The sequence below is a fragment of the Gordonia sp. DT101 genome (genome assembly GCF_049844895.1).
GTDB lineage: Bacteria > Actinomycetota > Actinomycetes > Mycobacteriales > Mycobacteriaceae > Gordonia.
The window spans coordinates 1-23,538 of sequence record NZ_JBNCLX010000004.1 but is presented as its reverse complement, the minus strand read 5'-3'; the positions used below and the strand labels follow the sequence as shown (position 1 = coordinate 23,538).

Sequence of the window (23,538 nt, the reverse complement as noted above, 5' to 3'; positions counted from 1 at the left end):
CCGGTTGAGTAGCCGGCGAGCCCAACGAGCCGCCCTCCCGCCGGTTGACTAGCCGGCGAGCGGCAGCGAGTCGGCGTATCGAAACCCCCCGGCGACCCCCGAAAACCCCACCACCACCCGTGACAACAAACTAGAACACGTTCTACTCTGGTGAGCGTGGATGTCTCCTACGACGCGACCAAACGCGAACTGACCACCGACCAGGGCGTACTGCGCTATCACGAGGCCGGCGACGCCTCCGCGCCGCCGTTGATCCTGCTGCACGGTTCCGGCCCCGGCGTCACCGGCTGGCGCAACTACCGGGGCAATCTCGACTTCTTCGCCCAGACCCACCACTGCTACGTGGTCGAGTTCCCGGGCTTCGGCGTGAGCGACCCGGTCGAGGGCCATCCGGTGCTCACCGCCGGGTCGTCGGTGATCCGCTTCATGGACGCCCTCGACATCCCGTCGGCCCCGATGATCGGCAATTCGATGGGCGGCGTCGTCGGCGTGAACCTGGCGATCAAGAAGCCCGACCGTGTCGAGAAGCTCGTGACCATCGGCGGCGTCGGCCCCAACGTCTTCAGTTCCAGCCCCAGCGAGGGCCTCCGATTGCTGCAGGAGTTCACCGACAATCCCGACAAGGACAAACTCGTCCGCTGGCTGACCGCGATGGTCTACGACCGGAAACTCGTCACCGAAGAACTCATCGAGGAACGCTGGGAAGCGGCGATCCATCCCGACGCCCAGAAGACCGCGCAGATGATGTACGGCTCGGCGGCGTTCGAGATGCAGCAGCAGTTCATGGCTGCGTCCGACACCCCGCCCTACTGGGCGATGATGCACAAGGTCGCCTGCCCGACGCTGCTCACCTGGGGCCGCGACGACCGCGTGAGCCCGCCGGACATGTCGATGGTCCCGATGCGCCTGATCCCCGAGGCCGAGCTGCACATCTTCCCGAACTGCGGCCACTGGGTGATGATCGAGGCGAAGGAGGCCTTCGAGTCGGCCGTCCGCGCGTTCCTGCTGCGCTGATTCGTCCTCGCTCACCCATTTCGTTCCCGCTCATCCTGCCGGATGAGCGGGAACAGATTGGGTGAGCGGGAATCATGCGGCGATCAAGCCGCCACGCACCAGCCACGGCCGCAGCAGGGTGGCAACACCATGCTTTTCGAGCACCGCCCAGATCCATCGGACCACGACGAAACCCAGAGCCCGCAGCTCGTCTTCCCGGATCTTCTCACGAACGACGGCATCCGCCACGGTCTCGCCGGGACGCCGAAGCCGGCTGTACTTCTCCAGGCCGTCGAACTCGCCGATGACACCCTGCGAACCGTCCGCGCCTGCCTCCCAGTCGAAGTCGGCCCGATACTCCTTACGCCCACACTGGAAGGTGTGTTGCAGCCGCGGAGTGGGCAGGCCGGCGTCGATCATCTGTGCGCGACTCCAGGACTCGCCGACACTCTCCGACAGCGCGTCCGACAGCGGAAGCGCGCGACGAGCCGCATTGACGCCTCGACGACGCCGGGTACCGAGAATCTTCGTCATCAATTCGTCGTCCGCGCCAAGCCGTTTCGCGCCGTCGAACACGGTGAGCGCCTGTGCGAAATCCCCTGCGCAGGCGATGTCGACCGCGGTCCGCTCGAGACCGGTCACGCGGATGCCGTCGACCTCGGTGATCTCATCGGGACGAAGTAGTGCGGCGTGAATGTGTCGTTGCGCTCGCATCGACCCACCGGAGCGCTTTCCGTTGGTGACGTGAACGCGTTCGCGATCGGGTTTGAGCAACGGGAGTTTGTGTACCGCCGCAGATGATTCGTGGCTGAGTGGATGTGGAATCTCGCCGACGAGACCGGACGTGGCAGTGGCGATCGAGCGTAGGCGGTACAACTCGTCGGCGCCGGCCGGCCCGGTGAAGGAGTCGCTGTTCTCGACGAACGCTCCCCGGGTCAGCCGGCGGAGGTCCTTCTTCCGGACGGCAGCGGCGAGGTGATCGTCACCGATGTCGCGGGCCAGCGCGGCCTCGCGTCGGATGATCCCGAATCGGTCTTTGGAGTATGCGGTCATGAAACTCAGACGCAAGGCGGGCCGGGTCGGTTCCCGGTGGGATTTTCGCTCACCCAATCCGTTCCCGCTCACCATGCAGGATGCGCGGGAACGAGATGGGTGAGCGGGAAACGACGAAGGGGCCCCGACCTCGGCCGGGACCCCTCGTCAGTTCAGCTCAGCTCAGAACTTCTCACCCTTGGCTGCCTTGTCGACCAGCGACTGCGGCGGCTCGAAGTGCTTGCCGTACTTGCTCGCCAGGTCGCGGCTGCGGTCGACGAAGCCCTGCAGGCCACCCTCGTACTGGTTGATGTACTGGATGACACCACCGGTCCAGGCCGGGAAGCCGATACCGAAGATCGACCCGATGTTGGCGTCCTCGACGGAGGTGAGCACACCTTCGTCGAAGCACTTCACGGTCTCGAGGGCCTCGGCGAAGAGCATGCGCTCCTGCATGTCCTCGAACGGGATCTCCGTGGTGCCCGACTTGAAGTGGTCACGCCCACCGGTCCACAGTCCGGTGCGCTTGCCGTTCTCGTCGTAGTCGTAGAAGCCCTTGCCGTCCTTCTTGGCGGTGCGGCCGTTCTCGACCATCCAGTCGACGACGGCGTTGCTGCCGTGCTCCGGGATCGACTTGCCCTCGGCCTTGAGCGCGGCCTCGGTCTCCTTGCGGATCTTCTGCGGCAGCGTCAGGGTCAGCTCGTCCATCAGCTGCAGCGGCGCGGCCGGGTAACCGGCCTGGGTGCCCGCATGCTCGATGAACGCCGGCTCCACACCTTCGCCGACAGCCGCGACGGCCTCGTTGATGAAGGTGCCGATCACGCGGCTGGTGAAGAAGCCACGGCTGTCGTTGACCACGATCGGGGTCTTGCGGATCGCCATCGTGTAGTCGATGACCTTGGCCAGCACCTCATCCGAGGTCTTCTCGCCGCGGATGATCTCCACGAGCGGCATCTTGTCGACCGGCGAGAAGAAGTGGATACCGATGAAGTCCTCTTGGCGCTGCACGCCCTGGGCGAGGCTCGTGATCGGCAGCGTCGAGGTGTTGGAACCCAGGACGGCGTCAGGCTCGACGACACCCTCGATCTCCTGGAACACCTTGTGCTTCACCTCGACCGACTCGAACGCGGCCTCGATGACGAGGTCGACACCCTTGAAGTCGGCGGGATCGATCGTCGGCGTGATCCGCGCGAGCAGAGCGTCGCTCTTCTCCTGCGTGGTCTTGCCCTTGGCGAGCGCCTTCTCCTCGAGCTTCTCGGAGTACGCCTTGCCCTTCTTGGCGGCGTCGAGGTCGATGTCCTTGAGCACCACCTCGATACCGGCCTTGGCCGAAACGTACGCGATTGCCGCGCCCATCATGCCCGCGCCGATGACACCGACCTTCTTGGCCTGGTACTTCGGGTAGCCCTCGGGACGCGACCCACCGTTGTTGATGTGCTGCAGGTCGAAGAAGAACGCCTTGATCATGTTCTGCGCGACCTGGCCGGTGACCAGCGAGACGAAGTAGCGGGTCTCGATGATGTCGGCGGTGTCCACGTCGACGTAGGCACCCTCGACCGCGGCGGCCAGGATGGCCCGCGGCGCAGGCATGTTGGCACCCTTGATCTGCTTGCGCAGCAGGGCCGGCAGAGCAGGCAGGTTGGCGGCGAAGGCCGGGTTGGTGGGAGCACCACCCGGGATCTTGTAGCCCTTCTTGTCCCATGGCTGCTGCGCCTCGGGATTCGCGGCGATCCATGCCTTGGCGGCCGGGACCAGCTCCTCGATCGAGCCGACGACCTCGTCGACCAGGCCGGTCTCCTTGGCCTTGGTCGGGTTGAACCGCGTGCCCTGCAACAGGACACCCATCAGGGCGTTCTGGATACCGAGCAGACGGACGGTGCGGACCACGCCGCCACCGCCGGGCAGCAGACCGAGAGTCGCCTCGGGCAGACCGATCTGGACACCCTTGACGTCAGCAGCGACGCGGTAGTGGGTGTGCAGTGCGATCTCGAGGCCACCGCCGAGAGCGGCGCCGTTGATCGCCGCGACGACCGGCTTGCCGAGGGTCTCCAGTCGGCGCATGACCTTCTTCATGGCGTTGGTGCGCTCGGTGATCGCGGTGGCGATCTCCTCCTTGGATTCCGAGCCTCGATCGCTGCTCATGTCCTTGAGGTCGCCGCCGGCGAAGAAGGTCTTCTTCGCCGAGGTGAGCACGACACCCGTGATGTCGTCCTTCTCCGCCTCGAGGCGATCGACGATCCCGGGCAGCGAGGTCATGAACAGCTCGTTCATGGTGTTGGCGCCCTGGTTGGGGTCGTCCATGGTCAGGATGACGACGCCATCGGCGTCCTTCTCCCAGTTGAACATGTTGTCACTCATGTGTTTCGAAGATTCTTTCTGTGAATGTGAGGCCAATCCCTCGATCCCTGAGGAGTATCGCGAGGAACGAGCGATGCGTCACGAAGGGTCGAAGGTGACTGTCCCGCAGGATCAGAGACGCTCGATGATGGTCGCGACGCCCATGCCGCCGCCGATGCACAGCGTGACCAGGCCGTAGCGGCCGCCGGTGCGCTCGAGCTCGTCGAGGCAGGTGCCGAAGATCATCGCGCCGGTCGCGCCGAGCGGGTGACCCATGGCGATCGCGCCGCCGTTGACGTTGACCTTCTCGTGCGGGATCTTCAGATCCTTCATCCACTTCAAGACGACCGACGCGAACGCCTCGTTCAGCTCGAAGACGTCGATGTCGTCGACGGTCAGTCCGGCCTTCTTGAGGGCCAGCTCGGTGGCCGGGGTCGGGCCGGTGAGCATGATGGTCGGCTCGCTGCCGATCTCGGCGAAGGTGACGATGCGGCCGCGCGGGGTGAGCCCGTTGCGCTTGCCCGCTTCTTCGCTGCCGAGGAGCACCAGACCGGAACCGTCGACGATGCCGGAGCTGTTGCCACCGGTGTGGATGTGGTTGATCTTCTCGACCGAGTGGTACTTCTGCAGCGCCACGTCGTCGAAGCCGGCCATGTCCGCGAGCGCCTGGAAGGCGGGCTTGAGCTTGCCGAGGCTCTCGACGGTGCTGCCGGGACGGCGGTGCTCGTCCTGATCGAGCACGATGACACCGTTGATGTCACGCACCGGGACCACTGACTTCGCGAAATAGCCGGAGGTCCAAGCCTTCTCGGCACGCACCTGCGACTCGGCGGCGAACGCGTCGACGTCGTCGCGGCTGAACCCCTCGATGGTGGCGATCAGGTCCGCACCGATGCCCTGCGGGACGATGTAGTTGTCGTACGCGGTGGCCGGGTCGGTGAACAGTGCGCCACCGTCGGAACCCATCGGGACGCGCGACATCGACTCGACACCACCCGCGAGAACCAGGTCGTCGAAGCCGGACGCGACCTTGGCGGCGGCCAGGTTGGTGGCCTCCAGACCGGACGCGCAGAACCGGTTGATCTGGGTGCCGGGGACGCTCTCGGGCAGACCGCTGTTCAGTGCCGCGGTGCGAGAGATGACCGCGCCCTGCTCGCCGACCGGTGAGACGACGCCCAGAACGACGTCGTTGACCTCGGCGGGATCGAGACCGCCGTGACGGGACAGGACCTCGTTGATCAGCCCGGAGACCAGATCGACCGGCTTGACGCTGTGCAGCGAGCCGCCGCGCTGCTTGCCACGGGGCGTACGGATCGCCTCGTAGATGAATGCTTGATCAGCCACGTTGAGTGTTCCTTTCGCATGAACCATGTGTGGTTACTCAACCAGGCTAACGCGGAATAACTTCCTTGGCCATACCGGGTGGTCAGGTGCCCACTCGCCGAGGGAAACATGCGCTATGGTCGATTCACCATGTCTACCCCGAAACCCGGCAGGCGCACGCGGCCGGCCGACCGCAAGGGACAGCTCGTCGACCATGCCGCGACGCTGTTCCTGGAACGCGGCTACCCGCAGGTGTCGGTCGCCGACATCGCACGGGCCGCAGGCGTGACCGCGCCGTCGGTGTACCGGCATTTCGCCGACAAACAGTCGCTTCTGGCCGCGGCCGTGCTGGCCGGCGTGGACGATCTCGAGGCCTGTACCGACCGCGCCCTGAGCGCCGCACCGACGCCGGGAGTGGATCGACTCATCGCCACCGTGTGCACCCTGGGCGTGCGACGTCCCGAGGCGACGTCGCTGTGGCGGTGGGCCAGCCAGCACCTGACCGACGACCAGAACCGTGAGGTGGTGCTGCGCACCCGGGAGATCCTGCATCGGTGGGCGGCCGCGCTCTCCGAGGGCACCGACCTCACCGATCGCGAGGCGGTCACCCTCGCGTGGGCGGTCCTCAGCGTCGCCGGGAGTCTGTCGGTGCACAACATCCGGATGCCGGCCGGGCGGGCCCTCGATGAGCTCGACACCCTGGTCCGCCGGGCAATCGCCCTGCACCCCGCCGGCGCCCCACCGTTGCCGTCGATGCCGCCTCCCGGAGCCGGACCGCCCACCCGCCGCGACGAGATCCTGGACGCCGCCGCCGCACTGTTCGCGGTGCGCGGATACGCCGGTGTCGGGGTCGACGACATCGGCGCGGCAGTCGGGATCACCGGACCGAGCGTGTACAAGCACTTCAGTTCCAAGTTGTCGATCTTGCTCGGCATCGGCCAGCGCAGCGCCACCCGCCTGGAGGCCGGCGTGATGGCCGCCTGGACGACCACCTCGGATCCGGCAAAACTGCTTGCGTTGCTGGTGGATTCGTACGTCAACGTGATCACCTCCACCCCGGACCTGTCGGTGGCGTTCAACAACTCGTTCGCACTGTCGGGGCAGCCGACCGCGTCCGATCTCGTCGACGTGCAGCGCCGTTATGTCGCGCGGTGGATGGATCTGCTGCTGCAGATCCATCCCACCCTGACGCGCGAACGTGCCGCCGTCGACGTCCACGGGGCGCTGAGCATCGTCAATGACGCGATCCGGATGCGACGCGGCACCCGACGTCCCGAATTCGGTGCGCAGATGGCGTATCTGATGAAGGGCGTGCTGGACATCTGAGAGGTGGTCTCGATACGCCTCCTCGCTACGCTCGTCGGCTACTCGACCGGCGGCTCAATCCTTCGCCCGCCGGCTCGCCCCACCTCCCGGCGGTCGCCGAGCGCAGCAGGCCCACCCACAGCCGGTCGAGTAGGCACCGGGCGCAGCAGGCCCACCCACCGCCGGTCGAGTAGGCACCGAGCGCAGCAGGCCCACCCTCCGCCGGTCGAGTAGGCACCGAGCGCAGCGAGGCGCCGGATCGAGACCACACCCCTCCACCGTTCTCTATGCTGAATCCCGTGACCGGACCCGACGGCGACACACCCGCCCGCTACACCCGCGACGAACTGATCGCCGAGCTCGGCCTCTCCCCCGAGTACGCGGAAAAGGTCTGGAACGCTTTCGGTTTCGCACGACGTTCGACACCGGACAAGATCTTCAGTGACGCCGACGTCGCCGCGCTCCGGCTCTTCGCCGACTCCGAGTCGACCATGCCGCAGGAAGCCCAGGTCGCCACCGCCCGCGCGATCGGTCAGACCATGTCGCGCCTCGCGGACTGGCAGGCAGATCAGCTGCGTGAACTCGACCGCAACCCCGACGTCCCCTGGTCGATCAGCCAGATGACCGGAGCGCTCGGACAGATCCAGCAACTGATCTGGCGCCGACACCTCGCGCTTGCCCTCGAGCGCGACGTCGAACGCGATACCGACGAACGTCTCGATCTGGTGGTGGGATTCGCCGACATCGTCGGCTACACCAGTCTGTCGCGCCGCATCGCCCTCGAAGAACTCGAGGAACTCCTCGAATCGTTCGAAGAGGACACGTTCGAGATCGTCGCGGCCAACGGCGGGCATGTCGTGAAAACCCTTGGTGATGCGGTCATGTTCACCTCCCATGACCCGGCATCCGCCGCAGCCATCGCGATCGCGTTGCACGAACTGTCCACCGGGGAAAGGATTCCACCGCTACGCGCGGGTATGGCGCGGGGCCGCGTCTTGAGTCGCCTCGGTGACGTGTTCGGTGAGCCGGTCAACATCGCCGCGCGTCTGGCCGGATCCGCCCGGCCCGGCACGACGCTCGTCGACGAGGCGCTGGCCGAGAGTCTCACCGACGACGACAGGTTCTATCTGAAGTCGGTGCCCACCTTGAGTGTTCGTGGCTACAAGCGACTGAGGGCGCGCGCCCTCGAGTTGAACAGGCATTTCGACGGATCGTGAACCTCTGACGCAACCCGTCCGCATTCTCAGTACACGCGCACCGCGCTCGCTTTGACCGCGAAGTAGACGCGGGCACCGACGACGAGCGACAACGCTGCCACCGCGGCCCCGGTGACCTCCGCGCCGATCACATGTCCACCGACGTCACCCCGCACCACCATCCGATCACCGTGTGGGATCACCTGGGCGATCGAGCAGGCGAACACGTTGCGGAAGCTTGCATCCGACGGAGGTGAGGTGAACACCGCGACGCCATCGGGCGAGAACACCGCCGTCGCATGACGGCCGGTGTGAACCGGCTCGGCAACGGTTCCGGCGACGGCGATACCGTCGGTGACCACACTGGTCCCGTCCCACCGGCCGGACACGAGGTTGAGACCGGCCAGCCGCGCGACGAAGGCGTTGACCGGGTTGGCGAGAACCGCGGCCGCGGGCCCGCTGTCCACCGCATGCCCGTCGTCGACGACCACCATCTCCTCGGCCAGCGTCACCACATCGACAACGTCGTGGGTGACCATGACCGTCGTGCGCGAGCGGTCGTCGAGCAGATCTCGCAGCAGCGCTCGGAGGCGACCGGCAACGTCGACGTCGAGAGCACGAAATGGCTCGTCCAACAGCAGTATTCGGGGCTGCGCGGCCAGCGCACGTGCGATCGCGACCCGTTGCGCCTGCCCACCCGACAGCTCGTCCGGCTTGCGGTCGGCGAGATCGGCCACTTCGGTCGCCTCCAGCCATCGATCGACCCGAGCGGCGACCTCTGCGCGTGAAAGCCGTTGGGCGGATGGCGCGAAGGCGATATTAGACCGCACCGTGAGGTGTGGGAACAGCCGTGCGTCCTGGGAGAGCAGCGCGACCCCGCGACGGTGTGCCGGTACAGATGTGCGCCCGTCACAGAGTATTTCGCCATCCAGAGCAATCATCGATCGGCCATTCGTGAGCAGCCCGGCGATCACGCGCAGCAGAGTGGTCTTGCCCGCGCCGTTGGGTCCGACGACGGCGGTGGTGCTGCCCGCGGCGAACGTGTGCGAGATCCGCATCGGCGGCAGCACGTTGTCGATGTCCGCGTACAACCCCGAGCCGGGCACCGCGCCGGTCACAACGCGCCTTGTCCGACACCACGACGCCCGACACCACGCCGCGCATGGACCGCGACCACGACGATCAGGGACACCACCACCAGCACCAGCGACAACGGGATCGCCGCCCGCGGATCGTCGATCTCCGCGACGTAGATCGCGAGCGGCGCGGTCTGCGTGATGCCCGGTGCGTTGCCGGCGAAGGTGATGGTCGCCCCGAATTCGCCCATGGCCCTGGCGAATGCCAGCACGACGCCGGCCAGGAGCGACGGCACGATCAGGGGCAGGGTGACCCGCCAGAGCGTTCGCGAGGGACCGGCCCCGAGCGTCGCGGCCACCTCCTCGTATCGCGTCCCGGCCACCCGCACCGCCCCCTCGACACTGATGACCAGAAACGGCAGCGCCACAAAGGTCTGCGCCAGGACCACCGCGGTCGAGCTGAACGCGATGTCGATGCCGACGGCGCGCAGATGCTCGCCGACGAGCCCGAGCCTGCCGAACGTGTACAGGAGCGCGATACCACCCACCACGGGCGGCAGCACGAGAGGCAAGAGGACCAGCGACCTCAGGACACGGGTGACGACGCCGTCGTGCCGCGCGAAGACCACCGCCATCGGCACCCCGAGCAGGATGCAGAGAAAGGTGCTGAACGCGGCCGTCCGGAGTGACAGCACCAGCGCCTGCCTCGACGATTCGGAGCCGACCTGGTCGAGGAAGGTGTCCCACGGCGTCTGTGCGATCAGGGCGATGGGCGGCAGCACGATCAGCGTGATGCCCAGCGCTGCTGGGAGATACAGCCAGACAGGCAGCCCGGCGCGGAACGACGGTCGGCGGATCAAGGCTTTCCGAAGCCCGCTTCCTGCAGGATCTGCTGTCCGGACGGGCTCAACACCGCGTCGACGAACTCCTTGCCCACCGCCTCGTCCGCGGCGTCGCGGACCGTGGTGATCGGATACGAGTTGACCACTGCCGCGAAGGCGGGATCGACCACCGTCGCGACCTTGTCACCCGCCCCCTTGGCATCGGTCACGTACACCAGACCGGCGTCGGCCTGCCCCGACGTCACCTTGGTGAGTACCGCCGTCACCGACTGTTCTTCCGACGCCGCATCGACGGTGATCCCGGTGTTACGTTCCACGGTGTCGGTCGCGTTGCCACACGGCTGCGCCGACTGGCACACGACGGTCGTCACGCCCGACTTGTTCAGGTCGGCAAACGACTTGATGCCCTTCGGGTTACCCGGTGCGGTCACGATCACGAGGGTGTTGGTCGCGAAGATCTTCGGGTCGACGGCCGACTCGCCCAGCTTGGCCATGTTCTTCTGGTCCGCACTGGCGAAGACGTCGGCGGGGGCGCCCTGTTTGATCTGGTTCACCAAGGTCGACGAGCCGTCGAACGACAGCGACACCGTTGTCCCCGGGTGCTGCTTCTGGAACTCGTCAGCGATCGCGGTGAACGTCTTCTTGAGTGACGCGGCGGCGGACACGTTGAGTGTCGTCGGTGTCGTGGACGACGACTGGGACGAGGCGTCCTCCGACGACGAGCACCCAGAAGCGGCCGTCATCACCGATGCGGCAACCGCGACGGCGGCCAGAACCTTCTTCACTGTCCATCTCGTTTCGTCTCGACGATCACCGTGGTGGCCTTCACCACCGCGGTGGCGACCGACCCCGGCGCCAGTTGCAGCTCGCGTGCCGCGTCGGCACTCATCAAGGAGGTGACCTCGAACGGACCGCACTGCATCGTCACCTGGGCCATCACCCCGTCGATCGACACCGCGGTGACGAGACCGGCGAATCGGTTGCGCGCCGAGCGCAGGACTCCGTCGTCGTCCGGCGGGGCGGCGGCACGCGTGCGGGCACGAGCGGCCAGCTCGGCGCCGTCGACCATGGCAACCTCCCCGTCACCGGTGGATGCCGCGAGCTCGCCGGCGGCGATCCACCGCCGCACGGTGTCATCGCTGACGCCGAGCAGGCGAGCCGCGTCCCGCACTCGAATGACAGTCACTCGCTCACTTTATCCGCAGATGCGTTCAGAATGCTCATCGATACCCGCAGATGCGGAAATAACACCTCCGCCGTTGACTTCATGTGCACGTGAACTCCTAGCGTGAACACCGACCACCCACGACGTACCGATGAGTTCTGGACGTCTCCGTGGTCTGCACTGATGCCCTCCCGGCAGCGCCTCGGAGGTATGAAAATTAGGTCGCTGGATGTCCGAATTGCACCGTAGTGTGGAGAAACATGAGCTCACCCACCGCCCCCGCCGTAGCGCGACGAGATCGACAGTCGACACCGGACGTCGCCATCGAGGCCGTCGACCTGGTGAAGAAATTCGGTGATTTCACCGCAGTCGACGGTGTCAGCTTCACCGTGCCCCAAGGTTCGGTTCTCGGCCTGCTCGGCCCCAACGGAGCAGGCAAGACCACCATTGTCCGCATGATGGCCACGTTGTCCCCGCCCACCAGCGGGTCGGCCAGCATCGCCGGTTACGACGTCGCCAGTCAACCCGAGATGGTCCGCCGCAGTATGGGATTGACGGGTCAGGCCGCCACCGTCGACGAGATCCTCACCGGACGCGAGAACATCCGCATGATCGGCGGCCTGTACGGCATCGGTCGCAAGGAACTCGCCCGTCGAGCCGATCGGCTCCTCGAGCAATTTTCGCTGACCGAGGCCGGCAACAAACAGGTCAAGTCCTACTCGGGCGGCATGCGACGGCGCCTCGACCTCGCGGTCAGCCTGTTGGCCGCCCCGCCGGTGCTCTTTCTCGACGAGCCGACCACCGGCCTCGACCCTCGCAGCCGGCAGGAACTCTGGGACGTCCTGCGCAACCTGGTCGCCGACGGCACCACGCTGTTGCTGACCACGCAGTACCTCGAGGAGGCCGACCAGCTCGCCGACGACATCGTGGTGATCGACAAGGGGAAGATCATCGCGCATGGCACATCGCTACAGCTCAAGCAGCAGGCCGGGGCCGCAAGCCTGGTCCTGACCGTTTCCGATCCCGACGACATCCCCGAGGCGGAGGCGCTACTGCGCAAGACCGGCACCGAGGTCTTCATCGATCACGGCGCCCGACGACTGACCGCCCCCGCCGACGGACTCGGCGATCTCACCCGCGTCGTCGCATGGTTCGACGAGAGCGGCATCGCCGTCGACGACCTCGGGCTGGCCCGACCCAGCCTCGATGACGTCTTCCTGTCACTCACCGGCCACCGCGCCGAGGACGATTCGGCCTCCGAGGAGGAGCAGACCGCATGACCACCACCGTCACCTCCGATCCCGCGGTCGCCCAGCGACCCGAGATCCATCAGACAACAATCTGGCAGCAGTCATGGATCATGGTGAAACGCAACATGATCCACACCAAACGGATGCCGGAGATGCTCTCCGACGTGACCATCCAGCCGATCATGTTCGTGCTGCTGTTCGCGTACGTCTTCGGCGCGTCGATCACCAATACCGGTGGCGTGTCCTACAAGGAGTTCCTGCTCCCGGGCATCATGGGCCAGACGATCGTGTTCACCGCGTTCATCGTGGCCACCGGCATCACCGCCGACCTGGAGAAGGGGATCATCGATCGCTTCCGCTCGCTGCCGATACGTCGATCATCGGTTCTGGTCGGCCGCAGCATCGCGAGTCTCCTGCACTCGTCGATCGGCATCGTGGTCATGGCGATCACCGGGCTCGCGATCGGCTGGCGTATCCACGGAACGTTCGGGGAGGCGGTCCTCGCTTTCGCGCTCGTCCTGCTGTTCGGCTTCGGGATGATCTGGTTCGGCATCCTCATCGGATCGTGGCTGAGTTCGGTGGAAGCGGTGAACGGCTTCATGTTCACCACCCTGTTCCCGCTCACCTTCCTGTCGAATGCGTTTGTCCCGACCGCCCCGATGCCGACGTGGCTGCGGACCATCGCGGAGTGGAACCCGATCTCGGCGCTCGTCCAGGCGATGCGCGTGCTGTGGGGCAACGGGCCGGCCGCCGGGCCGGGTTCCCCGTGGCCACTGCAGCACCCGGAGGTCGCGACCCTGATCTGGGCCGTCGTGCTGACGCTGGTGTTCGCGCCGTTCGCGTTGCGCGCCTACAACAAGCGCACCTCCGACTGACCCCAGGGACCCCTCTCCCCCGCACCCCCTCCACTGCGCACCCCCGCAGCCGCGACGGTTCCCGTCATCCGCGACGCCATTTAGGGGGCGCGGGTGACGGAAACCGTCGCGGCTGCGGGGGGTGCCGGGGGTAGGGGGATTGAAGTTCAGGCGGTGGCGGCGAGCGCTTCCAGCGGATCGGTGTAGATCGCATCGAGGGCGACCGCACCGGCGGCCTGCTGCTGCACGGTGGTTCCCGAATGCGACACGCGCACATCGCGGTTGGCCACCACAGACGTCGTCTTGACCGCCTTCGCGACGGTCGGCAAGGTGGCCGGGAAATCGGTGAACGCCTGACCACCGAGCACGATGTGATCGGGATTGAAGATGTCGGCGATCAGCGCGACAGTCCGGCCGAGGACCTCGGCCCGCTCCTCGAGCAGTGCACGCGCAGTGGCGTCGCCGCCGCGGGCGAGGTCGTGCACACCCTCGATGTCGTCGACCGAGAGCCCGAGGGCCTGCGCGGCATCCACCACGCCCGTGTCGCTGGCGGTCGGCTCGAGTCGCCCGGTCTTCTCCGGATCGAGGAGTGTGGTGGGTCCGGTGGGGAAATGCCCGATGACCGGCGGGCCCGCGGTCGGCGTGTGCACGGTGCCGTCGACGCAGAAGGCGGTACCCACCATCTCGCGGGCATAGAAGTACAGGAAGCTCGACTTCTTCTGATCGGGATTGACGACGAGTTCCGCGGCGGCCATCGCCTCGACATGCGAGGCGACCGACACCGGCAGACCGACGGTCTCGGCGATTATCCGGCCGACCGGTGCCGCCGACCAGCCAAGGCGGGGGTGATCCACCAATCCACCCGGAGTGACCCGCCCACCGAGCGCCACGCCGGCCCAGAGCACGCGACGGCCCGCCCATCGGCCGACGAAGCGCCGAGCACTGACCCCGATCGCCTCGAGGGTCTCCTCCGCGCTGTCTGCGGCCGGGGTGGGGATCTGGATGGCACCGACCACTCGGTGCAGGAGGTCGTGGGTGGTGATCGAGGTGACCTTGTAGCCGATGTGGATGCCGAGCGTGAGGAAGTCGGCGACGTTGAGTTCGAACGGCAGTCGCGGCCGGCCGATCGCCCCGGCGGGGGCGAGATCGGCGCGTTCGCGGATCAGACCGGCCTTGAGCAGGGCACCCACCTGTCGGTTCACGGTCGAGATACTCAGCCCGGTGTACTCGGCGGCGTCGTCGCGGAACACCGGCCCGGAGAGACGAGCGGTGCGCAGTACCAGCGCGGCAGGCTTCGACGACAGTTGCAGCTGAGGCGTGGCGATGTGAATGGCGGACGCTCCCTTCCGCGGTGACCCATAGGCGAGTGGGCGGGGAACGCGGTCGGCGAGCCGGTGTCCCGGTGGTCGGGGCGCCTGCGGTCGGGCGGGTTCCGGGTTGGCGGTGGCGGTGCTGTGGTGGTCGAGCGTTGCGGTCATCTGTGTGTCCTCATCGAATGTGCCACATCCGGGTCGGATCGGCGCCGGGGCGCGACCGAGTCGCTCGGATGAGCGGAAGTGAGTGGGCCGCCGTTGGCCCGGGGTGAATGCTGGGATCAGCGCATTCGGCAACAACACAGAACACGAGCAAACGGCAGCCGACAGCCCAGAGCGGTAGTCACATAGGTGACCTCTGGGACGTAGGGCTGGCGGCTCGTCATGTGCATCAAGCTAGCAACGCGCGAGGGCGACTGGCAACCTCGGACGGCCCACCACCCCGGTCGTCGGCGGCACGCAAATATGGGCGTTCACCGGCGATGATAGGACTGCGCCAACGTCCTGGCGTCGGTTGCGCGCAGCGTGATCCAAACCCGCTTCGGACGCCCCGGAGCGGGCCCGGCCGGCCCGGCGATCCCCCTCACGACCGCCGGACCGACCCGACTCATCCTGTGCATGAACACCGGACCTATATCTGACGCAGCGACCACGGAGTCGGTTCCGTCGAACGCTCGACTCGAGGGGCTGACCTTGTCGGACCCTTCCCGTAATCTGGGTCACATGTCCACCACGACTGCGCCCAACGCGTCCGACGCCGAGTTTCTCGAGGTCACCGAACCGTTCCGGCGCGAGATCCTGGCGCATTGTTATCGGATGATGGGGTCCCATCACGACGCCGAGGACCTCATGCAGGAGACCTATCTGCGCGCATGGCGTGGCTACGGAGGATTCGATCGGCGCGCGTCGGTGCGCACGTGGTTGCACAAGATCGCCACCAACACCTGCCTCACCGCGCTGGGGAGCCGACAGCGGCGACCACTGCCGTCCGGACTCGGGGGTGACGCCTTCGACCCGACCGACGACCTCCTGCAAGACCACGAGGTCCCCTGGCTCGAGCCGTTCTCCGGCACCGTCGACGAGATCGCGCCGGGCGACGACGCCGATCCCGCCTATGTGGTGGGTGCCCGGGAGTCGATCCGCCTCGCCTTCATCGCCGCGCTCCAGCATCTGCCCGAACGTCAGCGCGCCGTCCTGATCCTCCGTGACGTCCTACAGTGGCGGGCCGCAGAGGTCGCCGACACCATCGGGGTCACCACCGCAACTGTGAACAGTCTTCTGCAGCGGGCCCGAGAGCAGCTCAAGAACGCTGCGCCCGAGAAGGATTCGCCGAGCACGCTCGACGATGCCGCCAAGCGTGAACTGCTCGCCAAGTACGTGTCGGCCTTCGAACGGTACGACGTCGATGCGATCGTCGACCTGTTCACAGACAAGGCCATCTGGGAGATGCCGCCGTTCACCGGCTGGTATCAGGGCCCCGCCGCCATCGGCACGCTCATCCGCCGCAACTGTCCCGCCGAGAAGGAAGGAGACCAGATCCTCCTGCCGACCACGGCGAACGGACAGCCGGCCTTCGGCCTCTACATGCGCGAGCCCGACGGCATCCACCGCCCGTTCCAGCTCCATGTGCTCGACCTCGACGCCGACGGCAAGGTCTCCTATGTGGTGGCCTTCTTCAGCGACACCCTGGAAGAAGATTTCGCGCGGTTCGGACTGCCCGCCACACCCTACGAGGCACCACAGCGCTCCGCGCCGAGCCCGTTCCACTGAGCTGGATCACCGAGCCGCGCAGTCGGCTCGGAGCCCGGGCACACTAGGTCGAGGAGTCGTCGTCCGCCGGGATCTGTGAGGGGTCCATCCAGACCACCTCCCACGCGTGGCCGTCGAGATCGCAGAAGCTGCGGCAGTACATGAAGCCGAGATCCTCGGGGTCACGCAGAGCGGATCCGCCGTATGTCAGCGCCGCATCCGCGCACCGATCGACCTCGGACCGCGAGCCGGCCGACACCGCCACCAACGACTCGCGTCCAAGGAGCGGGTCGGCCACCGCGCTCGCCGCATACCCCGCGAACCGCCCTGCCGCGTGGAGCACCACCCTGCTGCTGTCGTTGATCTCGATGCAGACGGTGCCCTGATCACAGAACAGCGCGTCGAACCGGAAGCCCAGGCACGTGAAGAACGCCCGCGAGCGAGCCACATCGGCCACGGGAAGGTTGACGAACAACATCGTCGACAATTCGGACACTCCTCGATCACGTGGTGATTCCACGATGTGTTGACCGGCCGGGCAGCCCGAACTCATCGGCAGCCGACCCGAGGCCATAAGGTGTGATGCATGGGCGTGATCTATCTGGTCCGGCACGGGCAGGCCGACCCGAATGCGTACGGCATCCAGGGCAGCGACGATCCGGCGCCCAACGGGCCGGGGGGACTCACCGACACGGGCGTGATGCAGGCCCGGCTGACCGGCGCGCTGCTCGCCAGCCTGACCGACAAGGTCACCGCTGCGGTGAGCGGTGATCTCCCGCGGCAGTCGCAGACCCTGGCCGCGGTGCTCTCGGCGTTCGACTCGGCTCCGACACCGGAGGTCGATCCGGACTGGAACGAATATGCGCTGCCGGCCTTGGTCGGTTCGGCCAGCGCCGAGGAGTATCGCGACGGCCGCAGCTATCAGCAGCGACTCGATACCGGTCTGGCCCAGTGGATCGCGGACACGGCCCAGCATCACGAGGCCGGCGGTGAGACCTACCGCGACTTCAGCGCCCGGATATCTGCCGCCGCCGACCGAGCCGTCGCCCTGGCCGGGTCGGGGCAGACCGTCGTGGTGGTGTCCTCCGCCGGCTCCATCACCCGATGGCTCGGCCAACTGTGGGACATCCCCGCGCAGGGCTGGCCGCTGCTGTCCCGCACGATGGTGAATGCCTCGGTGTCGAAGCTGATCGTCGGACGCAGCGGCGTCTCGGTCGTGTCCTTCAACGAACACGCCCATCTCGCGGATCGGGACGGTGGGGTCGCGACGTTCCGCTGACGGGGCAGACGATCTCGATACGGAGCCTCGCTACGCTCGGGTCCTACTCGATCAGCGGAGGCCGCCCGCCGCTGATCGATCAGCGGAAGTCGCCTGCTGCTGGTCGAGTAGCAGATCCCGCGACGAAGGAGCCGGATCTGCGTATCGAGGCCCGCGTATCGAGGCCACTCACGCCCGATGCAGATTTGTCCCCGGCCTGGTCAGGATCACGTTGGGTAACACGGCAAATCGCGACAGCGCAGTGACCGAGTGTGCGATGGTGGCGACGTCGCCGACAGTGATCATCTCCTCGCCCGGGACCTGCTCCTTGAGCCAGTCGGACATGTCCGTGTCGACATATCCGGGTGCGATGGTCGTGGCACTCACGCCGTTCAATGACTCCTCGAGGTTGAACGTCTCGCACAGCGAGATCAGCGCCGCCTTCGTCGACCCGTACGCGGACAGTTCCGGCTCGGGATAGACGCCGGTGATCGACGCGACAGCAATCACCTTCGCCACACCGTTCGCCTCGGCCGTGGCACGCAGCGTCGGCAGCAGTGACTGCAAAAGAATGTACGGCGCACGGACATTCACCTGATACAGACGGTCGAAACGACGGACCGGCAGGTCCGCGATGGCACCCTTCTGCCCCATCCCGGCGTTGATCACCAGCGCATCGCATCTGCCGAACACCTCGGCATGTCCCGCCGCCAGCTCAGCGACGGCGTCCGCATCGGTCATGTCCGCCGGGATCACCTCGACGCGACTCGCCCCGAGCTCCGAGAGCTCAGCGGCCCTCTGCTCCAACGCTTCTCGCCCGCGCGAACTGATGGTGAGGCCCCACCCGTCCGCGGCGAACCGCTCGGCGATCGCCGCACCGATCCCCCGCGAGGCGCCGGTCACCAACGCAACCTTGTCATCCGACATTCCGTGTCCCCCTCAGCTGCTGGATCCCCGCGGCAACGAATTCTGCGGTCGCCTCGCCCGCGCTCTCGGCGCCGTCGGACGATGCGCCGGCACGCGCCCGATGCGCGATACCCTCCGCGACCACTCCGAGCTTCAGATTCGCCAGCGCCAGGTAGAAGTCCCAGTCCCCCAGATCACGTCCGGTCCGCGTGGCGTAACGCTGCGCGATGTCGTCGGCCGACGGATAACGATCGCTGGTCCACGCCGCCTCGAAGCCGACCACCTGATCGAAGCCGGGGCGGCGGTACACACACATCAGTGCGATATCGGTGAGTGGGTCGCCGAGCGTCGACAACTCCCAATCCACCACCGCTCGAACAACTCCCGGATCGTCGGGTGATGTGATGGTGTTGTCCACCCGATAGTCGCCGTGCACGATGGTGTTGCGCGCCTGGGTCGGCACGCGCTCACCCAAAGCGGCGACCAGCCGGTCGACATCGTCGAGCTCGCGGCTCTTCACGTGCCCCCACTGACGAGCCCACAGCTTCACCTGACGCGCGACAAAGCCATCCGGCCGACCGAACTCGCCGAGCCCGACAGCCCGGTAATCGACCTCGTGCAGCCGGGCCAACGTCTCCACCAGGCCGTCGAGATTGCGTTCGACATCACTGTCCGACAGGGCCTTCAGGTCACCGGCGGTCCGGATGACCGGTCCGTCGACGAACTCGACCACCGTGAAAGGCGCTCCGAAGACCTCCCCGTCGGAGTCGATCGCGACGGTCCGCGCCACTGGGACGTCGGTCTGCTGGAGCGCACTCGTCACCGCCCACTCGCGGTTCATGTCGTGTGCCGACGGGGTGAGCCCGCTCGTCGGCGGGCGCCGCACCACCCAGTGCGACCGGTCATCGCGCACACTGAACGTCAGATTGGATTTGCCACCGCTGATGAGATCCACGCGGAGCCCGCCGACCACGTCGACTCCACGTCCGACCAGGAAGTCCCGCAGCAGAACCGAATTCAGCGCCGGATGCTCGCTCACCGGTTCGCTCCCGACGCGGCGGCGTCCGCCGACCGGGCCGCCTTACGTGCTCGACCGATCGCACGGCGCGCGATCGCCCATCGGTGCACTTCCGACGGTCCGTCGTAGATCCGGAACGGGCGCAATTCACTCTGCAGCCGCGCCAGCGGCAGGTCGTCGGAGACGCCCATCCCGCCGCACATCTGAATGCTGCGGTCGGCGATCCTCGTGTATGCCTCCGCGGCAAAGGTCTTGGCGATCGACGTCTCGTTCGACGCGTGGTTGCCCAGATCGAGTTCGTGGCAGGCCTTGACCAGCAGTGCGGTACTCGCGGCCAGATCGATCTCGTTGTCGGCGACCATCTGCTGAATCATGCCGAGGTCACCGAGCTTGCCGCCGAACCCTTCTCGTCGTGACACGTAGTCGACGGCGACATCGTGACAACGTTGCGCCGAGCCGAACCACCGCATCACGTGGGTCATCCGTGCCGGGCCCAATCGCACCTGCGCATACCGGTACCCCTCGTCGACCTCGCCGAGGATGTCCTCGTCCGGGACGAAGACATCGGTGAAGCTGACCTCGCAGTGCCCGCCGATCATCGAGCGGTCCGTCGTCACGATGTGGCGGTCCACGGAGATGCCTGCGGTATCGGCCGGGGCGAGGAACATGGTCGCGCCGCCCCGGTCGCCGGGTGCCCCCGCGGTCCGCGCCATGATGATGAAGAAGCCCGCGCCATCGGCGCCGGTGATGAAGCGCTTCTCGCCGTTGATCTTCCAACCGCCGTCCACCTTGACGGCGCTGGTGCGTAACGCATTGGGATCCGAACCGGCTCCCGGGGAGGGTTCGGTCATCGCGAACGCCGACCGGACGTCACCGGCCGCGAGCGGGGCGAGGTACTTGTGCTTCTGCTCGTCGCTCGCGACGTGCGCGAGCATGTGGACATTGCCCTCGTCCGGCGCGCCGATGTGCAATGCCACCGGCCCGAAGGTCGAGTATCCGGCAGCCGCGAAGACCGGTGCGCGGTCGGACATGTTCAGACCGAGCCCGCCGAACTCCACCGGCGCGTGTGGCGCGAAGATCCCCTCCGCCTTGGCCTTGGCGTTGAGCTCCCGACGGAGTTCGTCACCGCCGGCCGCGGTGATGTCTCCGCCATGCGCGTTCTCGATCGGCAGGACATGGTCGCGCACGAATCGGCTCGTCTTGTCGACGATCTCCGAGACGTCCGGGGAGTAGCTCAGGTCAACGGGCATCGGATCTCCTCATGGTTCGCCGACCGAGCGATCGTTCGGCGAACGTCACGATGCCAGCCCGGAAAGCCGCGGTCAAGTCAGGCCGACGCCACCGGGGGACGCATCAGTCCGAACCGTCGCCGGTCCGGTAGCCGACGAGAGCACGGGCGAGCTGCAGGTTCCGGGAGATGAGTTCGTCGGCACCGAGTTCACCGTCGAGCTTGAACCAGGTCGACACCCCGACACACATCGTGGCGACGGCACGACTCGCGTCCTTGGGATACCGGGTGGAGAACACTCCCGCCTCCACGCCGGCGAACACGACCTCGTCGACCATGTGCTGCTGCCGGTCCCGATGCCCGATGTAGGTCTGCCGATAGCTGTCGTCGAGACTGCGGATCTCGGTGGAACCGACGAACGCCTGCTCACGTCGGTACATGTGGAACCTCAGGAGCGACTCGACCACGGCGTCGAACTGGGCGATCGGCCGGTCACCGGCCTCAGAGATGGCACGCTCCGACCGACTCAGGAGGTCGGTCATGGTCCGCTCCAGCAAGCCCTGGAGCAACGACTGTTTCGACGGATAGTGGTGATAAAGCCCCGGTACCGAAAGGTTCGCGCGGGAGGCGATCTCTCGCACAGACGTTCCGTGGTAACCCTGCTCGGCGAACGCGGCCAGCGCCGCTGCCAGCGGCACCGGGAGTTCCGGCTCACCGTAGTCTCGCCATTCGCCGATGGAGTGTGGACGCACCTCCGCCTCGCCGGCTCCACTACTCATGGCATCCAACATAGCGTCCCTGCGGGTATGGCGGTGCAGCGGTGACACATGTCCCGATCGCTACGCGCCGAACCGTTCCACGCCCTCGGCGATGGCCATCATCAACCCGACGCTCACCTCCACGACACCGTTGCGGTCGAGGTCCAGGTGGCCGTCGAGCCATGCCGCCAACAGGTGGGCGAGGCCGCCGACCTGGAAGTGGGCCGCGGCCAACGCCTTCGGATGCGATCTGACCTCCAGCACTCCCGACGCCGACTGCAACGTCAGTCCGGCGAACAGCGCCGTGGACTCCATCCGCTTGGCCGCGATGGTGGGGCTGAGTAATGACTGGGAGAACAGCAGACGGCCCTTGCGGCGATCCTCGTCGATGATGCGCACGATGGTGGCGATCGCACCGGCAACCTTGCCCTCGACTGCGTCGCCGGCGTCGAACGCGGCGAGTGCATCCTCGGAGATCTCCGCGATCACCTCGTCGAACGTCGCACTCACCAGCGCTTCTATCGAGTCGAAACTCTCGTAGAAGTAACGCGTGGTGAGACCCGCCTCCCGGCACACACCACGCACCGTGACCGACCCGCCGTCCGATGCGCCGAGCAGTTCGAGTGCGGCGTCGACCAGTGTGGCCCGACGGCGGGCCACGCGGCTGCCGCCGTCCTCACCGCCGTAGGCACGCAATCTGCCGCCGGTACTCGATGAGCCGGTCGACCTGGTCTCGGAGGTGCTCGCCACATGTCCATCTTGACACCGATGACGATGACATCGTTGAATGAAAGAGAATACGCACGTTGTCAGAATGTGTGGCGGTCATGAACTGTCCGAGCAAACATGGGAGACCTGGTGAGTACTGAACCGATCGTCGACGTCGAGGTCGAGGTGCCGGCTGCCCACTCGGCGACCCCGCCGGACACCGAGTACCTGCCACCGGCGGCCCGGATGACCCGTGGCGAACTCGACGCCCTGCCGAGCCGGATGAACGAGATGAAGGGCATCTCCGCGCTCGCCGGACCGGCCAACGTGATCATGCAACTCGCCATGCCCGCGGTCGGATACGGCGTGTACGAGAGCCGGGTCGACAGCGGCAACCTGTTCAAGCACCCGATCAAGCGAACTCGCACCACGCTGAGCTACCTCGCCGTCGCGGTCATGGGCAGCCCGGCCGATCGCAAGGCCTACCGCAAAGCGGTGGGCAAGGCGCACGCGAAGGTGCGGTCGAGCGCCGACAGTCCGGTGAAGTACAACGCCTTCGATCCTCAGCTGCAGCTGTGGGTGGCGGCCTGCCTCTACAAGGGCTGGGAGGACATGCAGCGGATCTACGGCGATCCCGCCGACATCACCGACGAGGCCTATCAGAACGGCGCGGTCCTCGGCACCACGCTGCAGGTGCCGCGCGAGATGTGGCCGACGACCCGAGCCGATTTCGAGACCTACTGGAACGAGACCGTCGAGAGCTTCGAGATCGATCCGGTCATCCGCGAACACCTGATGAGCATCACCCGCGCGGAGTTCATGCCGCGCTGGTTCAGCGTGCTGGTCGGCTGGTGGTTCGAGCTGCTGACCATCGGCTTCCTGCCGCAGAACTTCCGCGACAAGATGGGCCTCGAGTTCAAGCCCTGGCAGCGCGTCGTGTTCGACACGCACAACAAAGTTGTCCGCGCCATCTGCAATCGGCTTCCGAAACCCATGCGCGAGTTCCCGTTCAACCTGCTGCTGTGGGATGTCCGCTTCCGGATCAGGACCAAGCGACCGCTGGTCTGAGATCCCCTGCTCGCGGGCCCCGGGTCTCGATACGCTGCCTCGCTCCGCTCGGAAGCTACTCGACCAGCGAGAAATACCCCCGCCCGCCGGTCTCAGTGTGAAGGTTGATGTGCCACTTCGGTGGTGGTTGGGTTCTGATCACCAGTTGTCTGGCTCTCC

The 23,538-nt window shown here is 66.6% G+C and carries 22 protein-coding genes; 8 read left to right on the top strand and 14 right to left on the bottom strand.

What is annotated here, in order from left to right:
* The first annotated feature begins 156 nt into the window (after positions 1-156).
* Positions 157-1,014 (top strand): alpha/beta fold hydrolase, encoded by an 858-nt coding sequence (locus tag ACLQ3I_RS15010; protein ID WP_425794539.1) that lies wholly within the window; start codon positions 157-159, stop codon positions 1,012-1,014.
* 72 nt (positions 1,015-1,086) lie between these two features.
* Here the strand turns inward: ACLQ3I_RS15010 and ACLQ3I_RS15005 are convergent, their stop codons facing one another.
* The 3 genes from ACLQ3I_RS15005 to ACLQ3I_RS14995 all read right to left on the bottom strand — a co-directional run bounded on the left by ACLQ3I_RS15005 (position 1,087) and on the right by ACLQ3I_RS14995 (position 5,706).
* Positions 1,087-2,046: a hypothetical protein gene (locus ACLQ3I_RS15005; RefSeq protein WP_425794540.1), complete on the bottom strand. Its 960-nt coding sequence runs from the start codon at positions 2,044-2,046 to the stop codon at positions 1,087-1,089.
* A gap of 162 nt (positions 2,047-2,208) precedes the next feature.
* Positions 2,209-4,383, bottom strand: a complete 2,175-nt coding sequence (locus ACLQ3I_RS15000; RefSeq protein ID WP_425794542.1) for a 3-hydroxyacyl-CoA dehydrogenase NAD-binding domain-containing protein — start codon at positions 4,381-4,383, stop codon at positions 2,209-2,211.
* Between the two features lie 111 nt (positions 4,384-4,494).
* Positions 4,495-5,706, bottom strand: coding sequence for an acetyl-CoA C-acetyltransferase (locus tag ACLQ3I_RS14995; RefSeq protein ID WP_425794544.1), 1,212 nt, complete (start codon positions 5,704-5,706; stop codon positions 4,495-4,497).
* Positions 5,707-5,835: 129 nt separating this feature from the next.
* Between ACLQ3I_RS14995 and ACLQ3I_RS14990 the strand changes: the two genes are divergently transcribed.
* Together ACLQ3I_RS14990 and ACLQ3I_RS14985 are read left to right on the top strand one after the other, a co-directional pair.
* On the top strand, positions 5,836-7,011 hold the full coding sequence (locus tag ACLQ3I_RS14990) for a TetR/AcrR family transcriptional regulator (protein ID WP_425794546.1): 1,176 nt from the start codon (positions 5,836-5,838) through the stop codon (positions 7,009-7,011).
* Positions 7,012-7,277: 266 nt separating this feature from the next.
* Positions 7,278-8,207, top strand: a complete 930-nt coding sequence (locus tag ACLQ3I_RS14985) for an adenylate/guanylate cyclase domain-containing protein (RefSeq protein WP_425802864.1) — start codon at positions 7,278-7,280, stop codon at positions 8,205-8,207.
* A gap of 26 nt (positions 8,208-8,233) precedes the next feature.
* Here the strand turns inward: ACLQ3I_RS14985 and ACLQ3I_RS14980 are convergent, their stop codons facing one another.
* Genes ACLQ3I_RS14980 through ACLQ3I_RS14965 form a run of 4 tightly spaced genes read right to left on the bottom strand, consistent with a single transcriptional unit; the run spans position 8,234 to position 11,290 of the window.
* Positions 8,234-9,304: a sulfate/molybdate ABC transporter ATP-binding protein gene (locus tag ACLQ3I_RS14980; RefSeq protein ID WP_425802861.1), complete on the bottom strand. Its 1,071-nt coding sequence runs from the start codon at positions 9,302-9,304 to the stop codon at positions 8,234-8,236.
* Positions 9,301-10,122 carry an ABC transporter permease gene (locus tag ACLQ3I_RS14975; RefSeq protein WP_425802859.1) on the bottom strand — a complete coding sequence of 274 codons (822 nt, stop codon included), beginning with the start codon at positions 10,120-10,122 and terminating at the stop codon, positions 9,301-9,303. Before ACLQ3I_RS14975 ends, ACLQ3I_RS14980 begins: the two co-directional genes overlap by 4 nt.
* Entirely contained in the window at positions 10,119-10,889 is a 771-nt protein-coding gene (gene modA, locus ACLQ3I_RS14970; protein ID WP_425802857.1) for a molybdate ABC transporter substrate-binding protein, read from the bottom strand. Before modA ends, ACLQ3I_RS14975 begins: the two co-directional genes overlap by 4 nt.
* Positions 10,886-11,290, bottom strand: coding sequence for a TOBE domain-containing protein (locus ACLQ3I_RS14965; protein WP_425794554.1), 405 nt, complete (start codon positions 11,288-11,290; stop codon positions 10,886-10,888). The genes modA and ACLQ3I_RS14965 overlap by 4 nt, the downstream gene beginning before the upstream one ends.
* A 239-nt stretch (positions 11,291-11,529) precedes the next feature.
* Here ACLQ3I_RS14965 and ACLQ3I_RS14960 point away from each other — a divergent pair, with 239 nt between their 5' ends.
* Positions 11,530-12,549, top strand: a complete 1,020-nt coding sequence (locus ACLQ3I_RS14960; RefSeq protein ID WP_425794556.1) for an ATP-binding cassette domain-containing protein — start codon at positions 11,530-11,532, stop codon at positions 12,547-12,549.
* The gene (locus ACLQ3I_RS14955) at positions 12,546-13,394 is read left to right on the top strand and encodes an ABC transporter permease (RefSeq protein WP_425794557.1); all 849 of its coding nucleotides are present in this window, start codon (positions 12,546-12,548) and stop codon (positions 13,392-13,394) included. The genes ACLQ3I_RS14960 and ACLQ3I_RS14955 overlap by 4 nt, the downstream gene beginning before the upstream one ends.
* Before the next feature lie 146 nt (positions 13,395-13,540).
* Here the strand turns inward: ACLQ3I_RS14955 and ACLQ3I_RS14950 are convergent, their stop codons facing one another.
* A complete protein-coding gene (locus tag ACLQ3I_RS14950; protein WP_425802854.1) occupies positions 13,541-14,851 on the bottom strand; it encodes an ROK family transcriptional regulator in 1,311 nt (436 codons plus the stop codon).
* Positions 14,852-15,409: 558 nt separating this feature from the next.
* Here ACLQ3I_RS14950 and ACLQ3I_RS14945 point away from each other — a divergent pair.
* Entirely contained in the window at positions 15,410-16,456 is a 1,047-nt protein-coding gene (locus ACLQ3I_RS14945; protein ID WP_425794559.1) for a sigma-70 family RNA polymerase sigma factor, read from the top strand.
* A gap of 43 nt (positions 16,457-16,499) precedes the next feature.
* Here ACLQ3I_RS14945 and ACLQ3I_RS14940 read toward each other — a convergent pair whose 3' ends face one another.
* Positions 16,500-16,922, bottom strand: coding sequence for a VOC family protein (locus ACLQ3I_RS14940; protein WP_425794655.1), 423 nt, complete (start codon positions 16,920-16,922; stop codon positions 16,500-16,502).
* 99 nt (positions 16,923-17,021) lie between these two features.
* On the opposite strand from ACLQ3I_RS14940, the gene ACLQ3I_RS14935 reads away from it, so the two are divergent.
* Positions 17,022-17,714 (top strand): histidine phosphatase family protein, encoded by a 693-nt coding sequence (locus tag ACLQ3I_RS14935; RefSeq protein WP_425794560.1) that lies wholly within the window; start codon positions 17,022-17,024, stop codon positions 17,712-17,714.
* A gap of 168 nt (positions 17,715-17,882) precedes the next feature.
* On the opposite strand, the gene ACLQ3I_RS14930 is transcribed toward ACLQ3I_RS14935, so the two are convergent.
* The 5 genes from ACLQ3I_RS14930 to ACLQ3I_RS14910 all read right to left on the bottom strand — a co-directional run bounded on the left by ACLQ3I_RS14930 (position 17,883) and on the right by ACLQ3I_RS14910 (position 22,353).
* Positions 17,883-18,620: an SDR family NAD(P)-dependent oxidoreductase gene (locus tag ACLQ3I_RS14930; RefSeq protein WP_425802852.1), complete on the bottom strand. Its 738-nt coding sequence runs from the start codon at positions 18,618-18,620 to the stop codon at positions 17,883-17,885.
* Positions 18,610-19,638 carry a phosphotransferase family protein gene (locus ACLQ3I_RS14925; protein ID WP_425802849.1) on the bottom strand — a complete coding sequence of 343 codons (1,029 nt, stop codon included), beginning with the start codon at positions 19,636-19,638 and terminating at the stop codon, positions 18,610-18,612. Before ACLQ3I_RS14925 ends, ACLQ3I_RS14930 begins: the two co-directional genes overlap by 11 nt.
* Entirely contained in the window at positions 19,635-20,867 is a 1,233-nt protein-coding gene (locus ACLQ3I_RS14920; RefSeq protein ID WP_425802847.1) for an acyl-CoA dehydrogenase family protein, read from the bottom strand. Before ACLQ3I_RS14920 ends, ACLQ3I_RS14925 begins: the two co-directional genes overlap by 4 nt.
* A 103-nt stretch (positions 20,868-20,970) precedes the next feature.
* Complete coding sequence (locus tag ACLQ3I_RS14915) at positions 20,971-21,636, bottom strand: TetR/AcrR family transcriptional regulator (RefSeq protein WP_425794565.1); 666 nt, start codon at positions 21,634-21,636, stop codon at positions 20,971-20,973.
* A gap of 48 nt (positions 21,637-21,684) precedes the next feature.
* Positions 21,685-22,353, bottom strand: coding sequence for a TetR/AcrR family transcriptional regulator (locus tag ACLQ3I_RS14910; protein WP_425802845.1), 669 nt, complete (start codon positions 22,351-22,353; stop codon positions 21,685-21,687).
* Between the two features lie 108 nt (positions 22,354-22,461).
* Between ACLQ3I_RS14910 and ACLQ3I_RS14905 the strand changes: the two genes are divergently transcribed.
* Entirely contained in the window at positions 22,462-23,379 is a 918-nt protein-coding gene (locus ACLQ3I_RS14905) for an oxygenase MpaB family protein (protein ID WP_425802843.1), read from the top strand.
* Positions 23,380-23,538 lie beyond the last annotated feature (159 nt).

Bases quoted from the DNA above. Each gene is read 5' to 3' on its own strand.
- ACLQ3I_RS14920 (WP_425802847.1), bottom strand. From the start codon at position 20,867: ATGCCCGTTGACCTGAGCTACTCCCCGGACGTCTCGGAGATCGTCGAC.
- ACLQ3I_RS14930 (WP_425802852.1), bottom strand. From the start codon at position 18,620: ATGTCGGATGACAAGGTTGCGTTGGTGACCGGCGCCTCGCGGGGGATC.
- ACLQ3I_RS14955 (WP_425794557.1), top strand. From the start codon at position 12,546: ATGACCACCACCGTCACCTCCGATCCCGCGGTCGCCCAGCGACCCGAG.
- ACLQ3I_RS15005 (WP_425794540.1), bottom strand. From the start codon at position 2,046: ATGACCGCATACTCCAAAGACCGATTCGGGATCATCCGACGCGAGGCC.
- ACLQ3I_RS14990 (WP_425794546.1), top strand. From the start codon at position 5,836: ATGTCTACCCCGAAACCCGGCAGGCGCACGCGGCCGGCCGACCGCAAG.
- ACLQ3I_RS14935 (WP_425794560.1), top strand. From the start codon at position 17,022: ATGGGCGTGATCTATCTGGTCCGGCACGGGCAGGCCGACCCGAATGCG.
- ACLQ3I_RS14985 (WP_425802864.1), top strand. From the start codon at position 7,278: ATGCTGAATCCCGTGACCGGACCCGACGGCGACACACCCGCCCGCTAC.
- ACLQ3I_RS15000 (WP_425794542.1), bottom strand. From the start codon at position 4,383: ATGAGTGACAACATGTTCAACTGGGAGAAGGACGCCGATGGCGTCGTC.
- ACLQ3I_RS14945 (WP_425794559.1), top strand. From the start codon at position 15,410: ATGTCCACCACGACTGCGCCCAACGCGTCCGACGCCGAGTTTCTCGAG.
- ACLQ3I_RS14915 (WP_425794565.1), bottom strand. From the start codon at position 21,636: ATGTTGGATGCCATGAGTAGTGGAGCCGGCGAGGCGGAGGTGCGTCCA.
- ACLQ3I_RS14960 (WP_425794556.1), top strand. From the start codon at position 11,530: ATGAGCTCACCCACCGCCCCCGCCGTAGCGCGACGAGATCGACAGTCG.
- ACLQ3I_RS14950 (WP_425802854.1), bottom strand. From the start codon at position 14,851: ATGACCGCAACGCTCGACCACCACAGCACCGCCACCGCCAACCCGGAA.